This window comes from Bradyrhizobium sp. 25ACV, from assembly GCF_054863005.1.
Genome location: NZ_JAVAYO010000003.1, coordinates 138,067 through 157,930, shown reverse-complemented (window position 1 = coordinate 157,930; position 19,864 = coordinate 138,067). Strand labels below are relative to the sequence as shown.

At 65.3% G+C, this 19,864-nt stretch carries 17 protein-coding genes; 7 read left to right on the top strand and 10 right to left on the bottom strand.

The window, feature by feature from the left end; genetic code table 11:
• The first annotated feature begins 50 nt into the window (after positions 1–50).
• Positions 51–845 carry an SDR family oxidoreductase gene (locus RAD04_RS07820; protein ID WP_461623300.1) on the top strand — a complete coding sequence of 265 codons (795 nt, stop codon included), beginning with the start codon at positions 51–53 and terminating at the stop codon, positions 843–845.
• Between the two features lie 164 nt (positions 846–1,009).
• Here the strand turns inward: RAD04_RS07820 and RAD04_RS07815 are convergent, their stop codons facing one another.
• A complete protein-coding gene (locus RAD04_RS07815) occupies positions 1,010–1,465 on the bottom strand; it encodes a MarR family winged helix-turn-helix transcriptional regulator (protein ID WP_461623658.1) in 456 nt (151 codons plus the stop codon).
• Between the two features lie 75 nt (positions 1,466–1,540).
• Here RAD04_RS07815 and RAD04_RS07810 point away from each other — a divergent pair, with 75 nt between their 5' ends.
• Positions 1,541–2,317, top strand: a complete 777-nt coding sequence (locus tag RAD04_RS07810; RefSeq protein WP_461623299.1) for an SDR family NAD(P)-dependent oxidoreductase — start codon at positions 1,541–1,543, stop codon at positions 2,315–2,317.
• A gap of 191 nt (positions 2,318–2,508) precedes the next feature.
• Here the strand turns inward: RAD04_RS07810 and mdlC are convergent, their stop codons facing one another.
• From mdlC to RAD04_RS07790, 4 genes are all read right to left on the bottom strand, one after another.
• A complete protein-coding gene (mdlC, locus tag RAD04_RS07805; RefSeq protein ID WP_461623298.1) occupies positions 2,509–4,143 on the bottom strand; it encodes a benzoylformate decarboxylase in 1,635 nt (544 codons plus the stop codon).
• 137 nt (positions 4,144–4,280) lie between these two features.
• Positions 4,281–5,132, bottom strand: coding sequence for an HTD2 family dehydratase (locus tag RAD04_RS07800; protein WP_461623297.1), 852 nt, complete (start codon positions 5,130–5,132; stop codon positions 4,281–4,283).
• A gap of 14 nt (positions 5,133–5,146) precedes the next feature.
• Positions 5,147–6,250, bottom strand: a complete 1,104-nt coding sequence (locus tag RAD04_RS07795) for a CaiB/BaiF CoA transferase family protein (RefSeq protein WP_461623296.1) — start codon at positions 6,248–6,250, stop codon at positions 5,147–5,149.
• Positions 6,251–6,260: 10 nt separating this feature from the next.
• Entirely contained in the window at positions 6,261–7,430 is a 1,170-nt protein-coding gene (locus RAD04_RS07790; RefSeq protein WP_018317224.1) for an acyl-CoA dehydrogenase family protein, read from the bottom strand.
• A 125-nt stretch (positions 7,431–7,555) separates the two neighbouring features.
• On the opposite strand from RAD04_RS07790, the gene RAD04_RS07785 reads away from it, so the two are divergent.
• A complete protein-coding gene (locus RAD04_RS07785) occupies positions 7,556–8,476 on the top strand; it encodes a LysR substrate-binding domain-containing protein (protein WP_183236919.1) in 921 nt (306 codons plus the stop codon).
• A 227-nt stretch (positions 8,477–8,703) separates the two neighbouring features.
• Here RAD04_RS07785 and RAD04_RS07780 read toward each other — a convergent pair whose 3' ends face one another.
• Together RAD04_RS07780 and RAD04_RS07775 are read right to left on the bottom strand one after the other, a co-directional pair.
• The gene (locus RAD04_RS07780; RefSeq protein WP_461623295.1) at positions 8,704–9,978 is read right to left on the bottom strand and encodes a cytochrome P450; all 1,275 of its coding nucleotides are present in this window, start codon (positions 9,976–9,978) and stop codon (positions 8,704–8,706) included.
• Positions 9,979–10,039: 61 nt separating this feature from the next.
• The gene (locus RAD04_RS07775; RefSeq protein WP_461616792.1) at positions 10,040–11,305 is read right to left on the bottom strand and encodes a cytochrome P450; all 1,266 of its coding nucleotides are present in this window, start codon (positions 11,303–11,305) and stop codon (positions 10,040–10,042) included.
• 416 nt (positions 11,306–11,721) lie between these two features.
• Between RAD04_RS07775 and RAD04_RS07770 the strand changes: the two genes are divergently transcribed.
• The gene (locus RAD04_RS07770) at positions 11,722–12,876 is read left to right on the top strand and encodes a YjgN family protein (protein WP_461623294.1); all 1,155 of its coding nucleotides are present in this window, start codon (positions 11,722–11,724) and stop codon (positions 12,874–12,876) included.
• Positions 12,877–12,879: 3 nt separating this feature from the next.
• The gene (locus RAD04_RS07765) at positions 12,880–13,992 is read left to right on the top strand and encodes a M48 family metallopeptidase (RefSeq protein WP_461623293.1); all 1,113 of its coding nucleotides are present in this window, start codon (positions 12,880–12,882) and stop codon (positions 13,990–13,992) included.
• Between the two features lie 9 nt (positions 13,993–14,001).
• On the opposite strand, the gene upp is transcribed toward RAD04_RS07765, so the two are convergent.
• The 3 genes from upp to RAD04_RS07750 all read right to left on the bottom strand — a co-directional run bounded on the left by upp (position 14,002) and on the right by RAD04_RS07750 (position 17,297).
• Positions 14,002–14,631, bottom strand: coding sequence for a uracil phosphoribosyltransferase (upp, locus tag RAD04_RS07760; protein WP_018317218.1), 630 nt, complete (start codon positions 14,629–14,631; stop codon positions 14,002–14,004).
• Between the two features lie 163 nt (positions 14,632–14,794).
• Positions 14,795–16,033, bottom strand: a complete 1,239-nt coding sequence (locus tag RAD04_RS07755) for a URC4/urg3 family protein (protein ID WP_461623292.1) — start codon at positions 16,031–16,033, stop codon at positions 14,795–14,797.
• A gap of 7 nt (positions 16,034–16,040) precedes the next feature.
• A complete protein-coding gene (locus RAD04_RS07750; RefSeq protein ID WP_104465600.1) occupies positions 16,041–17,297 on the bottom strand; it encodes a GTP cyclohydrolase II in 1,257 nt (418 codons plus the stop codon).
• A 324-nt stretch (positions 17,298–17,621) separates the two neighbouring features.
• Here RAD04_RS07750 and RAD04_RS07745 point away from each other — a divergent pair, with 324 nt between their 5' ends.
• Positions 17,622–18,746, top strand: coding sequence for a threonine synthase (locus tag RAD04_RS07745; RefSeq protein ID WP_461623291.1), 1,125 nt, complete (start codon positions 17,622–17,624; stop codon positions 18,744–18,746).
• A gap of 269 nt (positions 18,747–19,015) precedes the next feature.
• A complete protein-coding gene (locus RAD04_RS07740) occupies positions 19,016–19,822 on the top strand; it encodes a class I SAM-dependent methyltransferase (RefSeq protein ID WP_461623290.1) in 807 nt (268 codons plus the stop codon).
• The last annotated feature ends 42 nt before the right edge of the window (positions 19,823–19,864 follow it).

The window sequence follows — 19,864 nt, the reverse complement described above, 5'->3', positions numbered from 1 at the left end:
AGGCCCAAGGGGTCTTCCAAGAAGCGGTATAAGACAAGAGGAGACGTCGCATGCAGGTGACCGGCAAGGTGGTGGTCGTCACGGGCGGCGCAAACGGCATCGGCAAGGCGCTGTGCGAGGCGTTTTACAATGCGGGCGCAGCCAAGGTCGTCGTCGCGGATATGGACGCCGCCAATGCGCGGGCGGTCGCGGCCATGGTGGATGGCGCGGCCTTCAAATGCGATGTCGCGCAGGAGAAAGACATCTCGCACGTCATCGAGGAGACCGAGCGGCAGTTCGGCCCCATCGCCCTGTTCTGCTCCAATGCCGGCATCGGCGGCGGCTTCGATCCGATGTCGGTCAATGCCGGCGGCGCCTCGGACGAGCCGTGGCAGCGCAGCTGGGCGATCCACGTCATGGCCCATGTCTATGCGGCGCGGCATCTGATCCGGCGCATGAAGGCGCGCGGCGGTGGCTATTTCCTCAACACGATCTCGGCCGCGGGCCTGCTGTCCCAGGTCGGCAGCCCCGCTTATTCCACCACCAAGCACGCCGCGGTCGGCTTTGCCGAGAATCTCGCGATCTCGCACAAGGCCGACAACATCAAGGTCTCGATCCTCTGCCCGCAGGGTGTCGACACCAACATGCTGCGCTCGATCCCGAAGGGCCCGCAATCCGGCGACGGCGATCTCACGCCGGAGCAGGTGGCGAAAGACGTGCTCGCCGCCCTCGAGCAGGAAACGTTCCTGATCCTGCCGCATCCGCAGGTGCTCGGCTACATGCGCAAGAAGACCGAGAATTATGATCGCTGGATCGGCGGCATGGCCAAGATCCAGGCCAGGATGCGGGAGGAGTTCGGGAAGTAGGGGAGGCGGGCGCCACAATCTCGGTGTCGTCCCCGCGAAAGCGGGGACCCATAGCCACAGGGCAAAGTTTGGCGAAGACCGGCAGTTGTTCGGTACTGACACCTGCGCTTTACGGATAAATCACGCGGTATGGGTCCCTGCGTTCGCAGGGACGACGCCGGTGGTTACCGAGGCAACATCTCCTCCACGCGGCTCTGCCGCAACGCCCGCGCATAGAGCATCATCCCCTCGCGCACGGTGCGCTGTTCCGCCGCCGTCAGCGCCGCCAACGCGCCGCGCACCTGCTGCCGGCCGAACGCATGCAGCGCCTCCAGCGTGCGCCGCCCCTTCGCCGTCAACGACAACAGCTTGCTGCGTGCATCATTCTCATCCGGCGTCTCTCTGAGCTCGCCGCAATCGATCAGCTTGCGCACCAGGCGGCTGACGCTGGATTTCTCCAGCTGCAGGAAATCGCCGAGCTCGGCTGAGGTCATCGGGCCGCGGATGCCGATCTCCAGGATGGTGTGCACGGCCGAGGGCGGATAGTCCGAGGCCGCCACCGTCGCATCCATGAAGCCGAGCTCGCGCACCATCAACCGCGAGGCGGCGCGAATGTCGTCGATCAGCGCAAGCTCGACCATCTTGACTCCCGGCATATAGTTGTATCATACAACTATATGCGCGCAGCGGCGCGCGCAAGGGTTTTGGAGTGAGCCATGAGCGGAGCTTTGCCGGCAGGTCAGCGGATGCGGGGCAAGGTCTGCCTCGTCACGGGCGGCGGCAGCGGCATCGGCCGCGCCACAGCGTCGCGGATGGCGACCGAAGGCGCCGAGGCGATCATCGTGGCGGGCCGGCGCGAGGCCGAGATCGAGGCCACCGCCGCCGCTTGCCGCGAACTCGGCGCGGAGGCGATCGCACTCAAGACCGACATCACGCGCGAGGACGACGTCGCGCGCCTCGTCGGCACGGCGATCGAACGTTGCGGCCGGCTCGACGTCGCCTTCAACAATGCCGGCTTCCAGGAGCGCCGCGCGCCGCTGGAAGAGCAGGGGACGGAGATCTATGATAGCGTGTTCGACACCAATGTTCGCGCGCTGTTCCTGTGCCTGCGCCACCAGCTGCCGGCCATGCTGGCGCAGGGGCGCGGCAGCATCGTCGTCAACGCTTCGGTCAGCGGCGTGCGCAATCCCAATCCCGGCTTCTCGCTCTATTCGGCCTCAAAGGCCGCCGCGATCTCGCTGACGCGCTCGGCGGCGCTGGAGAACGCCCCGCGCGGCATCCGCATCAACGCCATCGCGCCGGGCCGCGTCGTCACCGACATGATGCTCCGCGCCGGCGTCGGCGACATCGCAACGGTGAGTGCTGGCCTGCCGCTGCGGCGGATGGGGAGCCCGGAGGAGGTGGCGGAAGCGGTGGTGTGGCTGTCGTCGGATGCATCGTCCTATGTGGTCGGGCACGTGCTGGCGGCGGACGGGGGATTTCTGGCGTCGTAGTTTTTGGACGGTGGCGCAACAAACTCAGTATCGTCCCCCGCGAACGCGGGGACCCATAACCCCAGGGAGAAGTTTGGCGAAGACTGGTCGTGTTTTTGCCCGCGGTACTGACACCTCGCCTTACCGATAGATCACGCGGTATGGGTCCCTGCGCCCCGTGCGCAATTGCGCACTAGGCAGGGACGACAAGATCAATGCTTCTGCCCGTACAGTACCGGCACCGCCGAATCCACGACGACCTCGACCAGGCTCGTGCCCTCAAACGCCATCCCGCGCTTGAGCGCCTCGCCGAGCTCCGCGGCCTTCGTCACCCGCACCGCGTGACACCCCATGCCTTCGGCGATCTTCACGAAATCGATCCCCGGCAGCTCGAGCCCCGGCACGTTGCGCACCTGCATGACCTGGCTGAATGAGCGCATCGCGCCGTAGCCGGAATTGTTGATGACGACGATGGTCAGCGGCAGCTTGCGCTGCGCAGCGGTCCACAGCGCCTGGATCGAGTACATCGCCGAGCCGTCGCCGATCAGGCAGACCGTGCGGCTGTTCGGCTTGCCGAGTGCCATGCCGACCGCGGCGGGCAGGGAATAGCCGAGGCCGCCGCTCGCCATGGTGTAGAAAGAATCCTGGCCGCGCATCGGCATGAATTTCTGCATCGCCGGCCGGTGCGAAGGAACCTCCTCGACGACTGACGCCCCCTCCGGCATCGCCTGCGACAGCGAATGCAGCAGGAACTCGACCGGCAGGGGATCGGCGGCCTGCGGCGCCGGCGGCAGCGTGCGGCCGTTTGGCGTCGTGCGCTTGCTCTCCGGCAGCAGGTCGAGCAGCAGGCTGAGTGCCGGCTTCATCGTCGCGACAATGCTGGTGCCGACGGGCGTCACGGCCGCGGCATCCGGATCATCGGTGATCTGAAAAATCGTCGCGCTACCATCGAAGATCGCGGCATGGCCCTCGACATGGAAGGTGAACACCGGCGCACCGATCACGACGATGAGATCATGCGCGCGCAGTGCGTCGGACAGCTGCGCCGGCGAGGCATGCAGGAAGCCGGCGAATTGCGGATGCCGCTCGGGGAACGAGCAACGCGCCGAGAACGGGCTGACCCAGACGCTGGCTTTCGCCTTCTCGGCCACGCGCACCATCAAATCGACCGCGCCGGCGCGGTCGACGCCGGGACCGACGACGAGGGCAGGGTTCTTTGCGCTAGCGAGCGCGGCGACCAGTGCCTTCATCGGCTCAAGCTCGGGGCCGGTTTCCCGGCTGACCTTGCGCGCCTCTATCGGCGCGCAGGCATGCGCCCAGTCGTCGATCGGGATCGACACGAAGGTCGGCCCGCATGGCGGCTGCATCGCGGTGTAATAAGCCCGCGCGATTGCGGCTGGCACGTCCTCGGGCCGCGCCGGCTCGACGCTGTATTTGACGTAGGGCCGCGGAAATTCCGACGCGCGCTCGGCATAAAGGAACGCCTGCAGCGGCAGGATCGAGCGCGCTTGCTGGCCCGCGGTGATCACCAGCGGGGTCTGGTTGCGATGCGCGGTGTAGATGTTGCCGAGCGCGTTGCCGACGCCGGCGGCCGAATGCAGATTGACGAAGCCGGCATTGCGGGTTGCCTGCGCATAGCCGTCGGCCATGCCGACGGCGGAGGCCTCCTGCAGCGCCAGCACGTAGTCGATGTCATCGGGCCAGTCGCTCAGGAACGGCAGCTCGGTTGAACCAGGATTGCCGAACACCCTGTCGATGCCGAACGAGCGCAGCAGGTCGAGCGTCGCCTGCTTCACGGTGACGGACTTGCTGCCGGTCTTGCCGCCGGTCTTACCGTTCTTGGCCATGGTTTCCGTCCCCGAATGCTTGTTATTGAGCAGTCATTCCGGGGCGCGAAGCGAACCCGGAATCTCGAGATTCTCAGGTGCGCAATTGTGCACCATAGTCCGGTCCTTTGGACCGTCCCGGAATGACGGTGAATCTATCACCACACCGCCGTGCCCTTCATCGTCGGCTGCCCTTCCGCGTTCGCGGTCCACAGCTCCATGCCGGCCTCGGTCTCGTTGGCGTTGACCGAGAACTCGGTGCCCTCGAACAGCGGCTGCAGGCCGCGATACGCAAACTTCTTCGGCGCCTTGCCGCCGTGCAGCTTCGCCGCCATCTCGATGATCAGCGCCGCCTGCAATGGACCGTGGAAGATCAGGCCCGGATAGCCCTCGACTTTGGTGACGTAGTCTCGGTCGTAATGGATGCGGTGACCGTTGAAGGTCAGCGCGGAATAGCGAAACAGCAGCACGGGGTCGGAGACGTGGGTCTCGCGGTGCTGCGCCTTCGGCGGCGGGGTCGGGGCCTTGCCGCCAGCCGGCGCGCTGCTCGTCATCTCGCGATAGACGATGTCCTGCCGCTCGCGGATGGCGACGCCGCGCGGCGAGGAGATGCTGTGCTCGACCGAGACGAAGCACAGCGTGCCGGTCGAGCCCGATTTCACCTGTACGTCGGCGATGCGCGAGGTCCGCGTCGATTCATCGCCGACCTGCAGCGGCTGCAAAAACTCGATCTCGCCGCCGGCCCACATCCGGCGCGGCAGCGGCACCGGCGGCAGGAAGCCGCCGCGTGTGGGGTGGCCGTCGGGCCCGAGCATCGACATCGGAAACACCGGCTGCGCCAGGCACCAATGCGCGGTGAACGGCGCGGCGTCTCCCTTCTTGGGCTCGCCGACCTCCTGGAACAGCGTCGCGCGCAGGCTCATCACGAGCTGCGCGGTGACGATGTCGGTGGCCTCCGTGCTGCGGCCGATCCATTGCCGCAAGTGATCGATGTCGAGCTTCTCGGTCATGACGCCTCGCTCTCTTACGTCTTGGACTTTGGCTTTTCGCCGATGGCGGGCACAGCGCCGTAAGCGCGCGTCTCGCCGACGATGATCGGCGCCGGCGCGGGATAGCTGACACGTCCCTGCGGCGTGTCGACCTCGATGCGGCGCAGATGCGGATGGTTGGTGAGGTCGGCCATGGTGTTGACCTCGGCAAAGGCGATATCAGCATCCGACAGCCGCTTGAGCAGTTCGTCGCGCGTCATCTTGCCGAAGATATCCGCCACCGTCGTGTCGGTGAAGTCGCGGTTGCGTACACGCTCGACCATGTTGGCGACGCGGGGATCGGTGGGCAAATCGGGCTGATCCAGTACCTTCGCGCATAGCGTCTTCCACTCGCGCTCGCTCTGGATTGAGATCAGGATGTCCTTGCCGTCCTTCGAGGTGAACACGCCATAGGGCGCGATCGAGGGATGGCGCAGGCCCATGCGCTTGGGTGGATTCCCGGCTTCGGAGTTGAGCAGCGGCACGGTGCACCAGTCCGCCATCACGTCGAACATGGAGATGCGGATGTCACAGCCCTTGCCGGTGCGCCCGCGTCCGATCAGCGCTTCCAGGATCGCCGCATGCGCCGTGGCGCCGGTCGCGACGTCGACGATCGACATGCCGACGCGCGAGGCGCCATCGGGATTGCCGGTGATCGAGGCGAGGCCGCTCTCGGCCTGGATCAGGAGGTCATAGGCTTTGCGATGCGCGTAGGGGCCTTCGTCGCCATAGCCGGTGATGGTGCAGGAGATCAGCCTTGGATAGTCGTTCAGCAGCCGCTCGCGCGAGAAGCCGAGCTTGTCCATCGAGCCCGGCTTGAGGTTCTGGATCAGCACGTCCGCGCTTGCGATCAGCTTCTCCAGCTCGGCGCAACCTTCCTTCGTCGCGAGATCGACCACCGCCGATTGCTTGCCGCGGTTGAGCCAGACGAAATAGCTGCTCTGGCCCTTGGCCGCCGCGTCATAGCCGCGGGCGAAATCGCCCTCGGGCCGCTCGATCTTGATCACCTCGGCGCCGGCATCCGCCAGACGTGAGGAGCAGAACGGCGCCGCCACCGCTTGCTCGACCGCAATCACCCTGATCCCGTCCAATGCTCCCATGATGGTGGCCTCAGTACGAGCGCGGCATGCCGAGCACGTGCTCGGCCACGAAGGAGAGCACGAGGTTGGTCGAGATCGGCGCCACCTGGTAGAGCCGCGTCTCGCGGAATTTGCGCTCGACGTCGTATTCCTCGGCGAAGCCAAAGCCGCCATGGGTCTGGATGCAGGCGTTCGCCGCCTCCCAGGACGCATCGGCCGCCAGCATCTTGGCCATGTTGGCCTCCGCGCCGCAGTCGAGCCCGGCCTCGTATTTGCGGGTGGCTTCCTTCACCATCAGCTCGGCCGCGCGCATCGAGGCATAGGCCTTGGCGATCGGGAACTGGATGCCCTGGTTCTGGCCGATCGGCCGGCCGAACACGCTGCGCTCCTTGGCGTAGTTCGTTGCCTTCGCGATGAACCATTTGGCGTCGCCGACGCATTCGGCGGCGATCAGGATGCGCTCGGCATTCATGCCGGAGAGGATGTAGCGAAAGCCCTTGCCTTCCTCGCCGATCAGATTCTCCGCCGGCACCTTCATGTCGGTGAAGAACACTTCGGTGGTGGCATGGTTCATCATGGTGCGGATCGGGCGGATCTCGAGGCCATTGTTCTTGGCCTCGCGCATGTCGACGATGAACACTGAAAGACCGTCGGTGCGCTTCTTGGCCTGCTCCTTCGGCGTGGTCCGCGCCAGCAGAACCATCAGGTCGGAATGCTCGGCGCGGCTGGTCCAGATCTTCTGGCCGTTGACGATATAGCTGTCGTTGCCGTCCTTGCGCGCGAAGGTTTTCAGCGAGGAGGTGTCGGTGCCGCTGGTCGGCTCGGTGACGCCGAAGGCCTGCAGACGCAATTCGCCGCTGGCGATCTTCGGCAGGTATTTTGCCTTTTGCTCGGCGTTGCCGTGCCGCAGCACCGTGCCCATCGTGTACATCTGGGCGTGGCAGCCGCCGCCGTTGCAGCCCGCGCGCTGGATCTCTTCGAGGATCGCGGCCGCCGCGGACAGCTTCAACCCCGCGCCGCCATATTCCTCGGGGATCAGCACCGAGAGATAGCCGGCCGCTGTCAGCGCGTCGACGAACGCCTTGGGATAGGCCATCTCGCGATCGAGCTTGCGCCAATATTCGCCGGGGAACTGGGCGCAGAGTTTTGCGACGGCTTCACGGATGTCGGCGTAATCTTCGGTGTGGTGTTCTTCACTCATGGCGTTTCCAGTTCTTAGCGGCAGTTAAGATAACGCCGGCCGATCCTCAGGCGTTGTGAAAACAACGCCAGCCCCCTATGCTCATTTGTTATAGCGTATGGAGTAGCCTTCCAGGATTGGCAAGCATGGATTTCCGGCAGCTCAGGACCTTCAGTTGCGTGGCGGAGCTCGGCAGTCTGAGCAAGGCTTCCGACACGCTGCGCGTGGCGCAGCCGGCGCTTTCCAGGCAGATCAAGCTGCTGGAACACGAGCTGCGCACCGAGCTGTTCACCCGCAACGGCCGCGGCATGGTGCTCACAGAGGCAGGGCGCCTGCTGCTGGCGCGCACCTCCGGCATCGTGCGGCAGATCGACCAGATCCGCGACGACATCCAGTCGTCCAAAGGGCCGCCGTCGGGCCAGGTCGTGCTCGGCCTCGTTCCCACCGTGAGCTGCGTGCTGTCGGCACGCTTTGCGCGGCGCTGCGTCGAAAAATTCCCCGGCATCTCGCTGCGCATCGTCGAGAGCTACAGCGGCCATCTCGTCGAATGGCTGCATCGCGGCGAGATGGATCTCGCCATCCTCTACGGCCGCTCCGCCGATCTGCATCTCAACGTGGAGAGCCTGGGGCGCGACAACATCGTGGCGGTCGGTCCGCGCGGCTGCGGCCTCGCGCGCAAGAAGAACGTCGACATCGGCTGGTTGCTGCGGCAACGGCTGGTGCTGCCGAGTCATTCCCACGGCCTCCGCGCGCTGATCGAGCACGCGGCCGCCCAGCGCAAGATCAAGCTCGACGTCCAGCTCGAGGCGGATTCGTTTCGCGTGCTGACCAGCCTGGTCGAGGAGGGGCTCGGCTTCGCGCTGCTGCCGCCGTCGTCGGTCCACGGCGAGGTCGCGGACGGGCGGCTGGAAACCGCGCCGGTATCCAAGCCGATGACGCGCGAGCTCATTTTCGCTTCTCCGATCGACCGCCCGGTCTCGACGGCTTCGCTCGCCGTCACGGCGCTCCTGCGAGAGGAAGTCGCCGCCTGCCGCAAGGAAGGCGTCTGGGACATCAAATTGAGTTAGATGCGTTTGTGTCGTAGAACAGTCAGGCGCCGCCTTGCCTTCGCATCTGGCGCGAGCTGTCATGCCGAGATTTTATAGCTGGGGTATTTGCCCCTCATCCTGAGGAGCGCGCCCTTGCGCGCGTCTCGAAGGATGCAGGCCCGGCTTGTGGCCTCGCCCTTCGAGACGCCTGCTTTGCAGGCTCCTCGGGGTGAGGGGAGAGTGTCGAGCGTGCCGCGGAAGCGCGATCAGCCCGGAATCCGCACCGGCAGCGTCTCATATCCCTTGATGAAGCTCGAATAGATCCGCTTGGGCTCGCCGACCACCTCGATGCGGTCGAAGCGCTTCAGCATCTCTTCCCAGACGATGCGCAGCTGCAGCTCGGCGAGGCGCATGCCGACGCAGCGGTGGATGCCGAAGCCGAAGGAGAGGTGAGTGCGTGGGCGCGGGCGGTCGATGATGAAGTCGTTCGGCTTCTCGAACATCTCCTCGTCGCGGTTGCCGGAGACGTACCACATCACCACACGGTCGCCCTTCCTGATGTGCTTGCCGCCGATCTCGGTGTCTTGCAACGCGGTGCGGCGCATATGCGCCAGCGGCGTCTGCCAGCGGATCACCTCGGGCACCATGGAGTCGATCAGCTCCGGATTGGCGCGCAGCTTGTCGTATTGCTCCGGGTTCTCGTTCAGCGCCAGCACCGAGCCGGTCATGGTGTTGCGCGTGGTGTCGTTGCCGCCGACGATGAGCAGGATGATGTTGCCCATGAGGTTGTCGGGGTCCATGTGGCGCGTGGCATCGTTGTGCGCCATCAGCGACAGCAGATCGTTGCGCGGTGCCGAGTTGACGCGCTCGTTCCACAGCTTGGACATGTAGGCGTAACATTCGTCCATCTCGCGGCGGCGCTCTTCGGCGGAGGCGACGATGCCGCTCTTGGGCAGCGCGGTCGAAACGTCCGACCAGCGCGTCAGCTTGCGCCGCTCCTCCCAGGGGAAGTCGAACAGGGTGGCGAGCATCTGCGTCGTCAACTCGATCGAGACGCGCTCGACGAAGTTGAAGGTCTCGTTGCGCGGCAGATTGTCGAGCACCGTCTGCGAGCGCTGGCGGATCAGCTTTGCCAGCTCGTCCAGATGTGTCGGCGTGAACATCGGCGACACCGTCTTGCGCTGCGACGAATGCCTAGGTTGGTCCATCGCGATGAAGCTCGGATAGTCGTAGCCTTCCGGCACGTCGCGGATCGAGATGCCGCCGAGCGTCGAGTCCGAGGAGAAGATGCCGTGATTGGTGTCGACATGCATGATGTCGTTGTATTTCACCACCGACCAGTACGGCTCGATCGGCGCGTTGGTGCAGTAATGCACCGGCTCTTCCTTGCGCAGCCGCTCGAACCACGGCCACAGCGTGTCATCCTGGAACAGCCGGGGCGCGCCCGGGTGGAACTGCGCCAACGGCGTCGCATAGGCCTCCTCGCGGGCCCTGCGCATGCGTTCGGCCTTGTCCACTTTAACCGGCGCTTGGATGTTCATCGTCGTGGCTCCAATTGGTTCTTTCCTCGCCTCTCCCCGCAGGCGGGGAGAGGGAGTTGTCTCACGCCGCAATCTTCACCGGCAGTTCTTCCAGACCCTTCACGAAACTCGAATAGACCCGCTTCGGTTCGCCGACGACGTCGATATGGTCGAACCGCTTCAGGATCTCTTCCCAGATAATCTTGAGCTGGAGTTCGGCAAGCCTGAGGCCGACGCAGCGGTGGATGCCGAAGCCGAAGGACAGATGCGTGCGCGGACGGGCGCGGTCAATGATGAAGTCGTAGGGCTTCTCGATTGCCTCTTCGTCGCGGTTTCCCGAGACGTACCACATCACGACCTTGTCACCTTTCTTGATCTCTTTGCCGCGGAACTCGAAGTCGGCGAGCGCGGTGCGCCGCATATGGGCCAGCGGCGTCTGCCAGCGGATCACCTCGGGGACGAAACTATCGAGCAATGCGGGGTTTTCACGCAGCTTGCGATACTGTTCCGGATGCTGGCTCAGCGCGTGGAGCGAGCCCGACATGGTGTTGCGCGTGGTGTCGTTGCCGCCGACGATCAAAAGCACGAGATTGCCGAGGAAGTTCTTGGCGTCCATGTCGCGCGTCGCGGCGCCATGCGCCATCATCGACAACAGGTCGCTCTTCGGCGGCTGCGCGATACGCTCCTTCCACAGCCGCGCAAAATAGCCGGCGCATTCGGTCAGCTCGGCCTGACGCTCGTCCTCGGTGGCGACAAGTCCGTCGGGGCCGGGAATCGTGGTCGCGATGTCGGACCAGCGCGTCAGCTTGCGGCGGTCCTCCCAGGGAAAGTCGAACAGCACCGCCAGCATCTGGGTGGTGAGCTCGATCGAGACGCGGTCGACCCAGTCGAACACCTCGCCGCGGGGCAGATTGTCCAGGCACTCGGCCGAGCGCTTGCGGATGTTGAGGGCGAGGTTGTCCAGGTGCGTCGGCGTGAACATCGGCGCCACGGTCTTGCGCTGCGCCGCATGGCGCGGCGGATCCATCGAGATGAAGCTCTCGCGGCGCAGGTCCGGATCGATGTCGCGGATGGTGATGCCGCCGAGCGAAGACGCCGAGGAGAACACCGCGTGGTTGGTCTCGATCTCCATGATGTCGTTGTAGCGCGTCACCGACCAGTACGGGCCGAACATCGAATCCTTGCAGTAGTGCACAGGATCTTCCCGGCGCAGCCGATCGAAATACGGCCAGAACGTATCGGTCCTGAACAGTTCCGGATCGCCCGGATCGAATTGCTCCAGCGGCAGTGTCGTGGCGCGCTCGCGAAGGGCGTCGAGCTTGGCCGCGCTCTCGATGGTCCCATGCATGACCGTTCTCCCTGGCACGTACCGCGCGTTCTCGTTGAATTCTGCGCTGCGGTATTTGATTTGTAATTACAGCCGGTTGTCTGCGCCGGAGCAAGGGAGAGTTTTGTCACATCCAACCTTTGGGCGTGGCCGGGCGCGTAGCCCGGATGGAGCCAACGGGTCGGCGCAAAGCGCCGCCCGATGACAGGCTCCGCGTAATCCGGGGATCGGGCCGCAACGACCACTCCCCGGATTACGCTGACGCTCCATCCGGGCTACGGGATCTCGATCAGCGTGACCCTCCGCACACCCTTTGTCGTGAAAACGTGCCAGAAACCGACTGGAATCGAGGTAAATCGAACCCTGCCATCTTGGGGGCCGACCAACCTCTGATCTATAGTTTGACCCGATCAAGACCGCATCCCGAGGTTGCCGCCGTGAACGACATGCAATGGACGCCGATCGGCTCCGAGCCCTTACCCCCGCCGCTGCCGCCCACGCGGGTCGATTTCAGCGGTGACCGCTCCGAGTTCCGGAAAATGGTCACCAAGGGTGCCATGCTGGAGCTCGTCACCTTCGGCTTCTACCGGTTCTGGCTCGTCACCGACATCCGCCGTCATCTGTGGGCGAACACCGCGATCGACGGCGATGCCGCCGAATATACCGGCCGCGCCAAGGAGCTGCTGGTCGGCTTCCTGTTTGCGCTCGCGATCCTGGTGCCGATCTACCTCGCCTACTTCCTGATCGGCATCGAGTTCGAGCGCTGGCAAGGTTTTGCCTCGACGCCGCTGTTCATCGGCTTCTACGCCTTCGGCCAGTTCGCGATTTTTCGCGCGCGACGTTACCGGTTGACGCGCACCGTTTGGCGCGGCGTCCGCTTCTGGATGGACGGGTCGGGCTGGGCCTATTCGTTCCGCGCCATGGCGTGGGGCTTGCTGGTATTCCTGACGCTTGGCCTGGCGCTGCCCTGGCGCGCGGCCGCGCTCGAGCGCTACAAGATGCAGCACACCCATTACGGCGATCTCCGCGGCGATTTCGAGGGCAACGGCTGGACCTTCTTCAAGCGCGGCTGGTGGCTGTGGCTGCTCAGCCCGATCGCGCTGGTGATCTTCCCGCTCGCGCCGTTCTTCTATGCGGAATTCAAGGCGCGCGAATGGCGCTGGTGGCTCGACGGCATCCGCATCGGCGGCATCAGCCTGTCCTCGGACCTGCCGCACAACGCCTTCTACGGCCTGTACTGGAAGGTGATCGGCTGGTGGACGCTGCTCTCGATGGTGTTCTCCGCCTATCTCGGCGGCTCCGCCTTGCTGGTCGTCCAGCTGAGCGGCGTTCCCGCCGATCAGGTGTTCGGCTCCGACAATGCCGCCAGGAGCATCCCGATGGTGGTGATGATGGTAGCAGGCTATCTCGCGCTGGCGCTTGCGATCAACATCGTCATGCGGGTCTATCTTCAGCGTGATCTCTGGGCCAAGGTGCTGGAGACCGTCGAGGTGCACAATATCGGAGCTGCGGCGGATGTGCGCGGCAGCGGTCAGCTTGCCAGCGCGCTCGGCGAAGGTTTTGCCGACGGGCTCGATGTCGCGGGATTCTGAGCTGTGAGTGACGTGTTTGCCGAGGCTCCGGCGCAGGCCGCCAAGCCGACCATCTTCTTCGACGGCACGTCGAGCCGCCGGCGGCAGGTGACGCTGGCGTTCGCCGATGCGCTCGAGATTCTTGAGGAGGGCGGAACGCCGGTTCGCTGGTCCTATGCCGACATTCGCCGCGCCGACAGTCCACCCGGGATTTTGCGTCTGGCCTGCACCACGGCGCCGCCGCTGGCGCGGCTCGAGATCCGCGACGCTGTGCTCGCGGCAGACGTGACCGTCCGCTGCACCCATCTCGACGAGCACCGGACCTCGCGCCGCGGCGTCGCAAAAATCGTCGGCTGGTCGGTGGCCGCCACCGTCTCCATCGTCTGCGTCGTGCTGTTCGGCGTGCCGCTCGCCGCCGACCGGCTTGCACCGCTGGTGCCGAAACCGATCGAGCGGCGCATCGGCGATGCCTCCGAAGTCCAGGTGAAGACCATCTTCGGCCGCAGCGTGTGCGAAGACCCCGCGGGTAAGGCCGCGTTCACAAAGCTGGTCAACCGCCTGCGCGATGCCGCCGGCCTCGACGATGATTCCATGACGGCGGGCGTGCTGCCGACCGCGGTGCCGAATGCGTTCGCGCTGCCCGGCGGCAAGGTCTACGTGCTGAGAGGGCTGCTCGACAAGGCGCAAAACCCCGACGAGCTCGCCGGCATCCTCGCCCACGAGCTCGGCCATCTCAAGCATTACGACAACATGCGCGGGCTGATCTACAACGGCGGCACCTCATTCCTGATCGGTCTGTTGTTCGGCGACGTCACCGGCTCATCCGCCGTGATCTTTGCCTCACGCACCGTCGTCGAAGCCTCCTATTCGCGCGAGGCCGAGACCGCTGCCGATACATTCGCGATCGAGATCATGCACAAGCTCGGCCGCTCGCCGAAGCCTGCGGCTGAATTGATGTTCCGCATCACCGGCAAGGAGGGCGGCTCTGGCCTGACAAATATCCTCGCCAGCCATCCGCTGACCGAGGATCGTCTCGCCCGCATGACGAAAGAGGATCGTCCCACCAGCGGCCCGCCGTTGCTGACGGACAAGGAATGGCAGTCGCTGAAGCTGATCTGCGGCAGCGGGAAAATTTGAGCTTTCCGCTTACCGCGTCCCGTAAGCGCGGTCGCCGGCGTCGCCGAGGCCCGGCAAAATAAAGCCGTTCTCGTCGAGGCCTTCATCCACCGCAGCAGTCCAGATCGGAACGTCCGGATGCAATCCGCGCAGCCGCTCGAGCCCTTCGGGCGCTGCGATCAGGCAGGCGAGGCGGATGTCCCTGGCGCCGCGCTCCTTCAGCCGGTCGATCGCGGCCACCGCCGTGTTGGCGGTCGCGACGACAGGCGTCACCACGATGGCGAGGCGCTCGCCGAGATCGGATGGTGATTTGAAGAAGTACTCGACCGCGGCAAAGCTGTGCGGCTCGCGGTAGAGCCCGATATGGGCGACGCGCGCGGTCGGCACCAGGTCCATCATGCCGTCGACAAAGGTGGTGCCGGCGCGCAGCATCGGCACGAACACCAGCTTCTTGCCGGCGATCTTGGCCGAGTGCATCGTCGCCAGCGGCGTCTCGATCACGGTATCCGCGAGCGGCAAATCGCGCGTCACCTCGTAGCAAAGCAGCATGCCGATCTCCTTGATCAGCTCGCGGAACGACTTTGTTGAAATCGATTTGTCCCGCACCAGCGTCAGCTTGTGCTGCACCAGCGGATGATCGACGATCGTGACGCCTTCCATGATGGGATGCTCTTCTTCTTCCCTTCTCCCCTTGTGGGAGAAGGTGGCGCGAAGCGCCGGATGAGGGGTCGTCTCCGCGAACTTCACTGAGAGATGGGTCGCGGAGACAGACCCCTCACCCGCCTCGCTGTCGCGAGGCACCCTCTCCCACAAGGGGAGAGGGTTAAAACACAGTGCCGTCGCTGATGACCTTGAGCGGGGGTGATCCATCGGGCCGGCGCGCAAAGGCAATGGCGCGGCCCGCGGCCCAGGTGCCGCCTTCCAGAATGCTGGCGAGCGGCAGCGACTCCGGCGTGCGGCCGAGTTTTGTGCGAACCAGTTCGGCCAGCCGGTCCAGCAGCGCGACCGTCAGCGCACGCCATTCCACCACGAGCAGCGAGTCCACCGCATGCGCGCGCTCGGCATCCGCGGCGTCGCGCAGGCGCAGCACCTCGTGATCGACGAACAGCCCGCCATTGCGGTATTCGGCAAGCCCGGTGAGGCCGTCGATGTCAGTCACATCGAGGCCGGCGCGCTGCAGCGGCTCGATCAGCGAATAGCTCAGCCATTGCGACAGCTTGTGCAGCGGCACGAGGACCGCGGTTTCGTCATCGGCCTTGATCGCGGGGTGGCGCCAGCAATCGCCGAGCGGAATTTTCGCGAGTTCGAGCCGCGAGGGCCAGATCGGTCCGAGCTGATTCAGCACCGCCGACAGGATCGCCGGTGCGGCAATGGCGCCGCCCTTGGCCTGCGCCGCGATGTGATCGAACAGGCCGCCCGGGCGCGGCGTATCATTCAAGCCGAAAACGTCGGCGCGCTCGGCGACGTGCCGGCCAAGACGCCGCAACAGATCGGTGCGCCCCTCCAGCCCGACCAGGGGATTGGCATCGCTCACCTGAAAGGCAGAGGTGAGGGATGCGAGGGGCAGTTTTGCCATCACGTCCGCATCGGCCCTGAACGGCGCGCGTGCATCGCCCGAGAAAAGTCCGCTCGCAAACATGTCGAGGCTCGCGAGCGCCAGCCCCTCGGACCGGCCGATGCTTTCGCCGCTCATGGTATCGCGATAGCGCCAGGCCGCGCCCGCGCCGGCATCGAGCAGCACGCTGACGATGGCAAGGTCGAACTCGGCGCGCGCCCGCGCCGCGCGGTCCGGCCACGAAGCCGCGTCGGCAAGCTTGGCCCAGCGGTCGGCGCCGCCGAGCACGAAATGCCGCCAGCGCGCATGGAAGGGAATCTTCAGCGCCGGATAGGCTTTTCGCGTCACCGCGAGCACGGCCTCCGCGACGCCATCCATCCGGTCGAGATCGATCGTGAAGTGGCGGAGGCCGCCGGCAAGGCCGATCTGCAGCATCTGCCCGGCCCGCGCGCGCACCGCATCTGCGGTGAGCAGCGAGCGTGCTTGCAATTCCAAAGCGTCCGCCATCGCGCGATCAGTATTTTTCCAGCGAACGCCCGACCACGCCGTCCACGTCCTTCTCGGGCGCGATGTCGGTCGAGTAATAGCCGGCTGCCTTCTTCGCGGCGATCTCGACATAGGCGTCGGCGGGAATCAGCTCCGGAGGGATCGGCACGCGCTCGACGATGTCGATGCCTTGGGAGGTCAGCGCGTCATGCTTCATGTCGCTCATCGACAGGAAGCGGTCGATGCGCTTCAGGCCGAGCCAGTGGATCGTATCCGGCATCAATTGCTGGAAGCGCGCATCCTGGACGCCGGCGACGCATTCGGTGCGCTCGAAATAGGCGGCGGCCGCATCGCCGTCCTCCTGGCGCTTGCGCGCATTGTAGACCAGGAATTTGGTGACCTCGCCGAGCGCGCGGCCTTCCTTGCGGTTGTAGACGACGAGCCCGAGCCCGCCTTCCTGCGCGCCGCGCGCGGATTCCTCGATGCCGTGGATCAGATAGGGCCGACAGGTGCAGATGTCGGAGCCGAACACGTCGGAGCCGTTGCACTCGTCATGCACGCGGCAGGTGATTTTTGTGCGATGGTCCGGCAGTTTCGTTACATCGCCGAACATGTAGACCGTGGTGCCGCCGATCGGCGGCAGGAACACCTTCATGTCCGGCCGCGTCACGAGCTCGGGGAACATGCCGGCGGTCTGCTCGAACAGCGTGCGCCGCAGCTCGGTCTCAGCGGTGCCGAAGCGCGCCGCAAGCCCCGGCAGGTACCAGACCGGATCGATCGCGATCTTCACGACGGAGACGCTGCCATTGGCATGCACGACCTCGCCGTCTGCGCGTAAGCGTTTCGCGGCCAGCGCCTCGCGGATCTCCGGCAGGTCGAGCCGCGCCCGCGTCACGGCGATGCTCGGGCGGATGTCGGAGCCTTCTGCGATCTCCTTGCCGAAATTCTCGGCGACCAGATGCCCCCACGGATCGAGCGCAACGATCTTGGTGGGATCGCTCCATTGAGGAAACGGCCCGATGGTCGCGGCCGGAAAGGTGTTGGTGAGGTCGGGCCTGCGAATCGGATCGAGTGCGCCGGCGGACACCGCGAGCGCGCGGTACATCGCATAGGACCCGCCATGGCTGCCGATCACGTTGCGATCCCCGGCGCGCGAGACTGTGCCGATGATCGGTCCGCGGGCGCGCGCGTCAGTGGCGCCCCAGTGGATCGGGAAGGCGGACTTCCGGCCCGGCTCCGGATGCGAAGTCAGGCGGATGTGGTCGGTACGGTTCGCGCGGCTCATGACCAAACTCCCAAAAAGCCAACGGCCCGCCGCTCGGACGGGCCTGGCTCGGTCGCGTTGCCGACGCGGACCATCGGCGACGCAAGCTCAATCCAACATATTGTAGCGGCAAGACGCGACAGACAAGTTAATCGTGAGGTCTGGTCCCTAGGTACGTTCCCGCGCTCGCCCGGATGGACGAGCGACGCCGCGCTACGCCGTATATGTATGTAATTGCTTGAATTTTTGAAGGGGCAGGGGCGCGCCGGCGTTCCAACGAGCGACTGGATAAAACCCGCATATTCAGACATATCGACTGGATCGACTGCCCGCCCCGGAGACCCCATGCCCGCCAGCTACATCGACCCCCGCAATGGAAACCTCTATCCGCTCGACCAGCCGCGCTGGTGCTCGGACGAGCGCACGCCGCTTCTGGTGACGCCGGGGGCGGGGATCTCGCGCGAGGACATTGACGGCCGCACGCGCTCGCTCTGGCGCTACCGCGCGGCGCTGCCGGTGGAGATCAAGACTCCGATCACGCTCGGCGAAGGCTGCACGCCGCTGGTGCAGCAGGATTGGGGCGAGTTGCGGCCTTTGTTCAAGCTCGAATGGTTCAACCCGACCGGCAGCTTCAAGGACCGCGGCTCGGCGGTGATGCTGTCGTTCCTGCGGCAGATCGGCGTCAACGCGATTCTGGAAGACTCGTCCGGCAATGGCGGTTCGTCGATGGCCGGGCTCGGTGCCGCCGGGGGCATGCGCGTGAAGATTTTGGCGCCGGCCTCGACGTCGCCGGCGAAGATCGCGCAGGTGCGCGCTTACGGCGCCGCGGTGCAGCTCGTCGAGGGCCCGCGCGAGGAATCGGAAGCGGAAGCCATCCGGCAGTCAAGCCAGACGTTTTATGCCAGCCACAATTGGCAGCCGTTCTTCCTCGAAGGTACCAAATCGCTCGCCTATGAGATCTGGGAAGACCTCGGCTTTCGCGCGCCCGACAACGTCATCGTTCCCGTCGGCGCCGGCAGCTCTCTGCTCGGCTGCGCCTTCGGTTTCCGCGAGCTGCTGAAGGCCGGGCAGATCACAAAATTGCCGCGGCTATTCGCGGCGCAGCCGCTCAATTGCTCGCCAATCGATGCGAGTTTTCAGGCCGGCGTCGATACGCCGGTTGCGCGCGAGGTGAGCAAGACCATCGCCGAAGGCACCGCTATCAAGCACCCGCTGCGCCTGCGCGAGATCATCGCGGCCTTGCGCGAGAGCGGCGGCGGCACTGTCGCGCTGACTGAGGACGAGATCGTCGCCGCCCTGCGACGCCTTGCGCGGCAGGGCCTGTTCGTCGAGCCGACCAGTGCAAGTGCTGCCTCCGCGCTGGAAAAACTATCCGCCACCGGTGCCATCAAGGCGGCCGAGACCACGGTCGCGGTCCTCACCGGCACCGGCCTGAAGGCCGCGACGACGGTGGCCGATCTGGTGCAGTAATCGTAGGGTGGGTTGGCTGCGCGGATGCGCGAAGCGCAGTCCGCGGGGCGTAACCCACCACTTCTTTCGATGCGGAAGCAGAAGAGGTGGATTACGCTGACGCTAATCCACAATACGAGCTGTTGGGCCGTGTTGCGGCGCGGCCGAAGCCGCTTCGGCGAGGCGAAGGCCCCGGCATCCGCGTTGCCGCGGAGCCATGCGGCTGCGTTGAACCTTCGGCGACCTTCGCCAGCCTCATGAAGATCGACCTCGAGCAAAGGGAGAGTTCCATGACTGCGCAGGACCCGTTTGCAGCTTTCAAGGCAGTCCAGAAGGAGGCGTGGTCGCTATTCACGCCGATGGAGGTCTTCACGACACCCAGCGCGGCCAGGCTTGCAAATTTTGCCGGCGTTGCCGCCGGCCAAAGGCTGCTCGACGTCGGCTGCGGCACCGGCGTGGTCGCGATCACGGCGGCGCGCCGCGGTGCGAAGGTCAGGGGTCTCGATCTGTCGCCGGTCCTGATCGAACGCGCCCGCGAGCATGCGCAATTGATGAACCTCGATGTCGACTTCAAGGACGGCGACGCCGAAAGCCTGCCCTATGGCGACAACGAGTTCGACGTGGTGCTCAGCCAGTTCGGCCACATGTTCGCGCCGCGTCCGGACGTCGCGATCGGCGAGATGCTGCGCGTGCTGAAGCCCGGCGGCACCATCGCCTTCTCCACCTGGCCGCCGCATCTGTATGTCGGGCGGATGTTCGCGCTGATCGGCCGCCATCTGCCTCCGCCCGAGGGCGTGGCATCGCCGGTGTTGTGGGGCGATCCGAAGATCGTCGCCGAGCGTCTCGCGGGGAGAACGAAGGACCTCTCCTTCGAGATGGACATGATGACGCCGTCCGCCCTCAGCCCGCAGCATTTCCGCCGCACCATGGAAGCGACGATCGGCCCTTTGATCAAGCTCGTCGCCCAGTACAAGGACGAGCCGGACAAGCTCAAGAGCTTCCGAGCCGAGTTCGAGGCGCTGATCTCGGAATATTTCGACGCCGGCCACAATGTGATGCGCCAGCAGTTCCTGATGTCGAAGGCAAGGAAGGTGTGAGACTGAAGCGATAAGCCGCCGCGATCGCACGTGCTTTTCCTT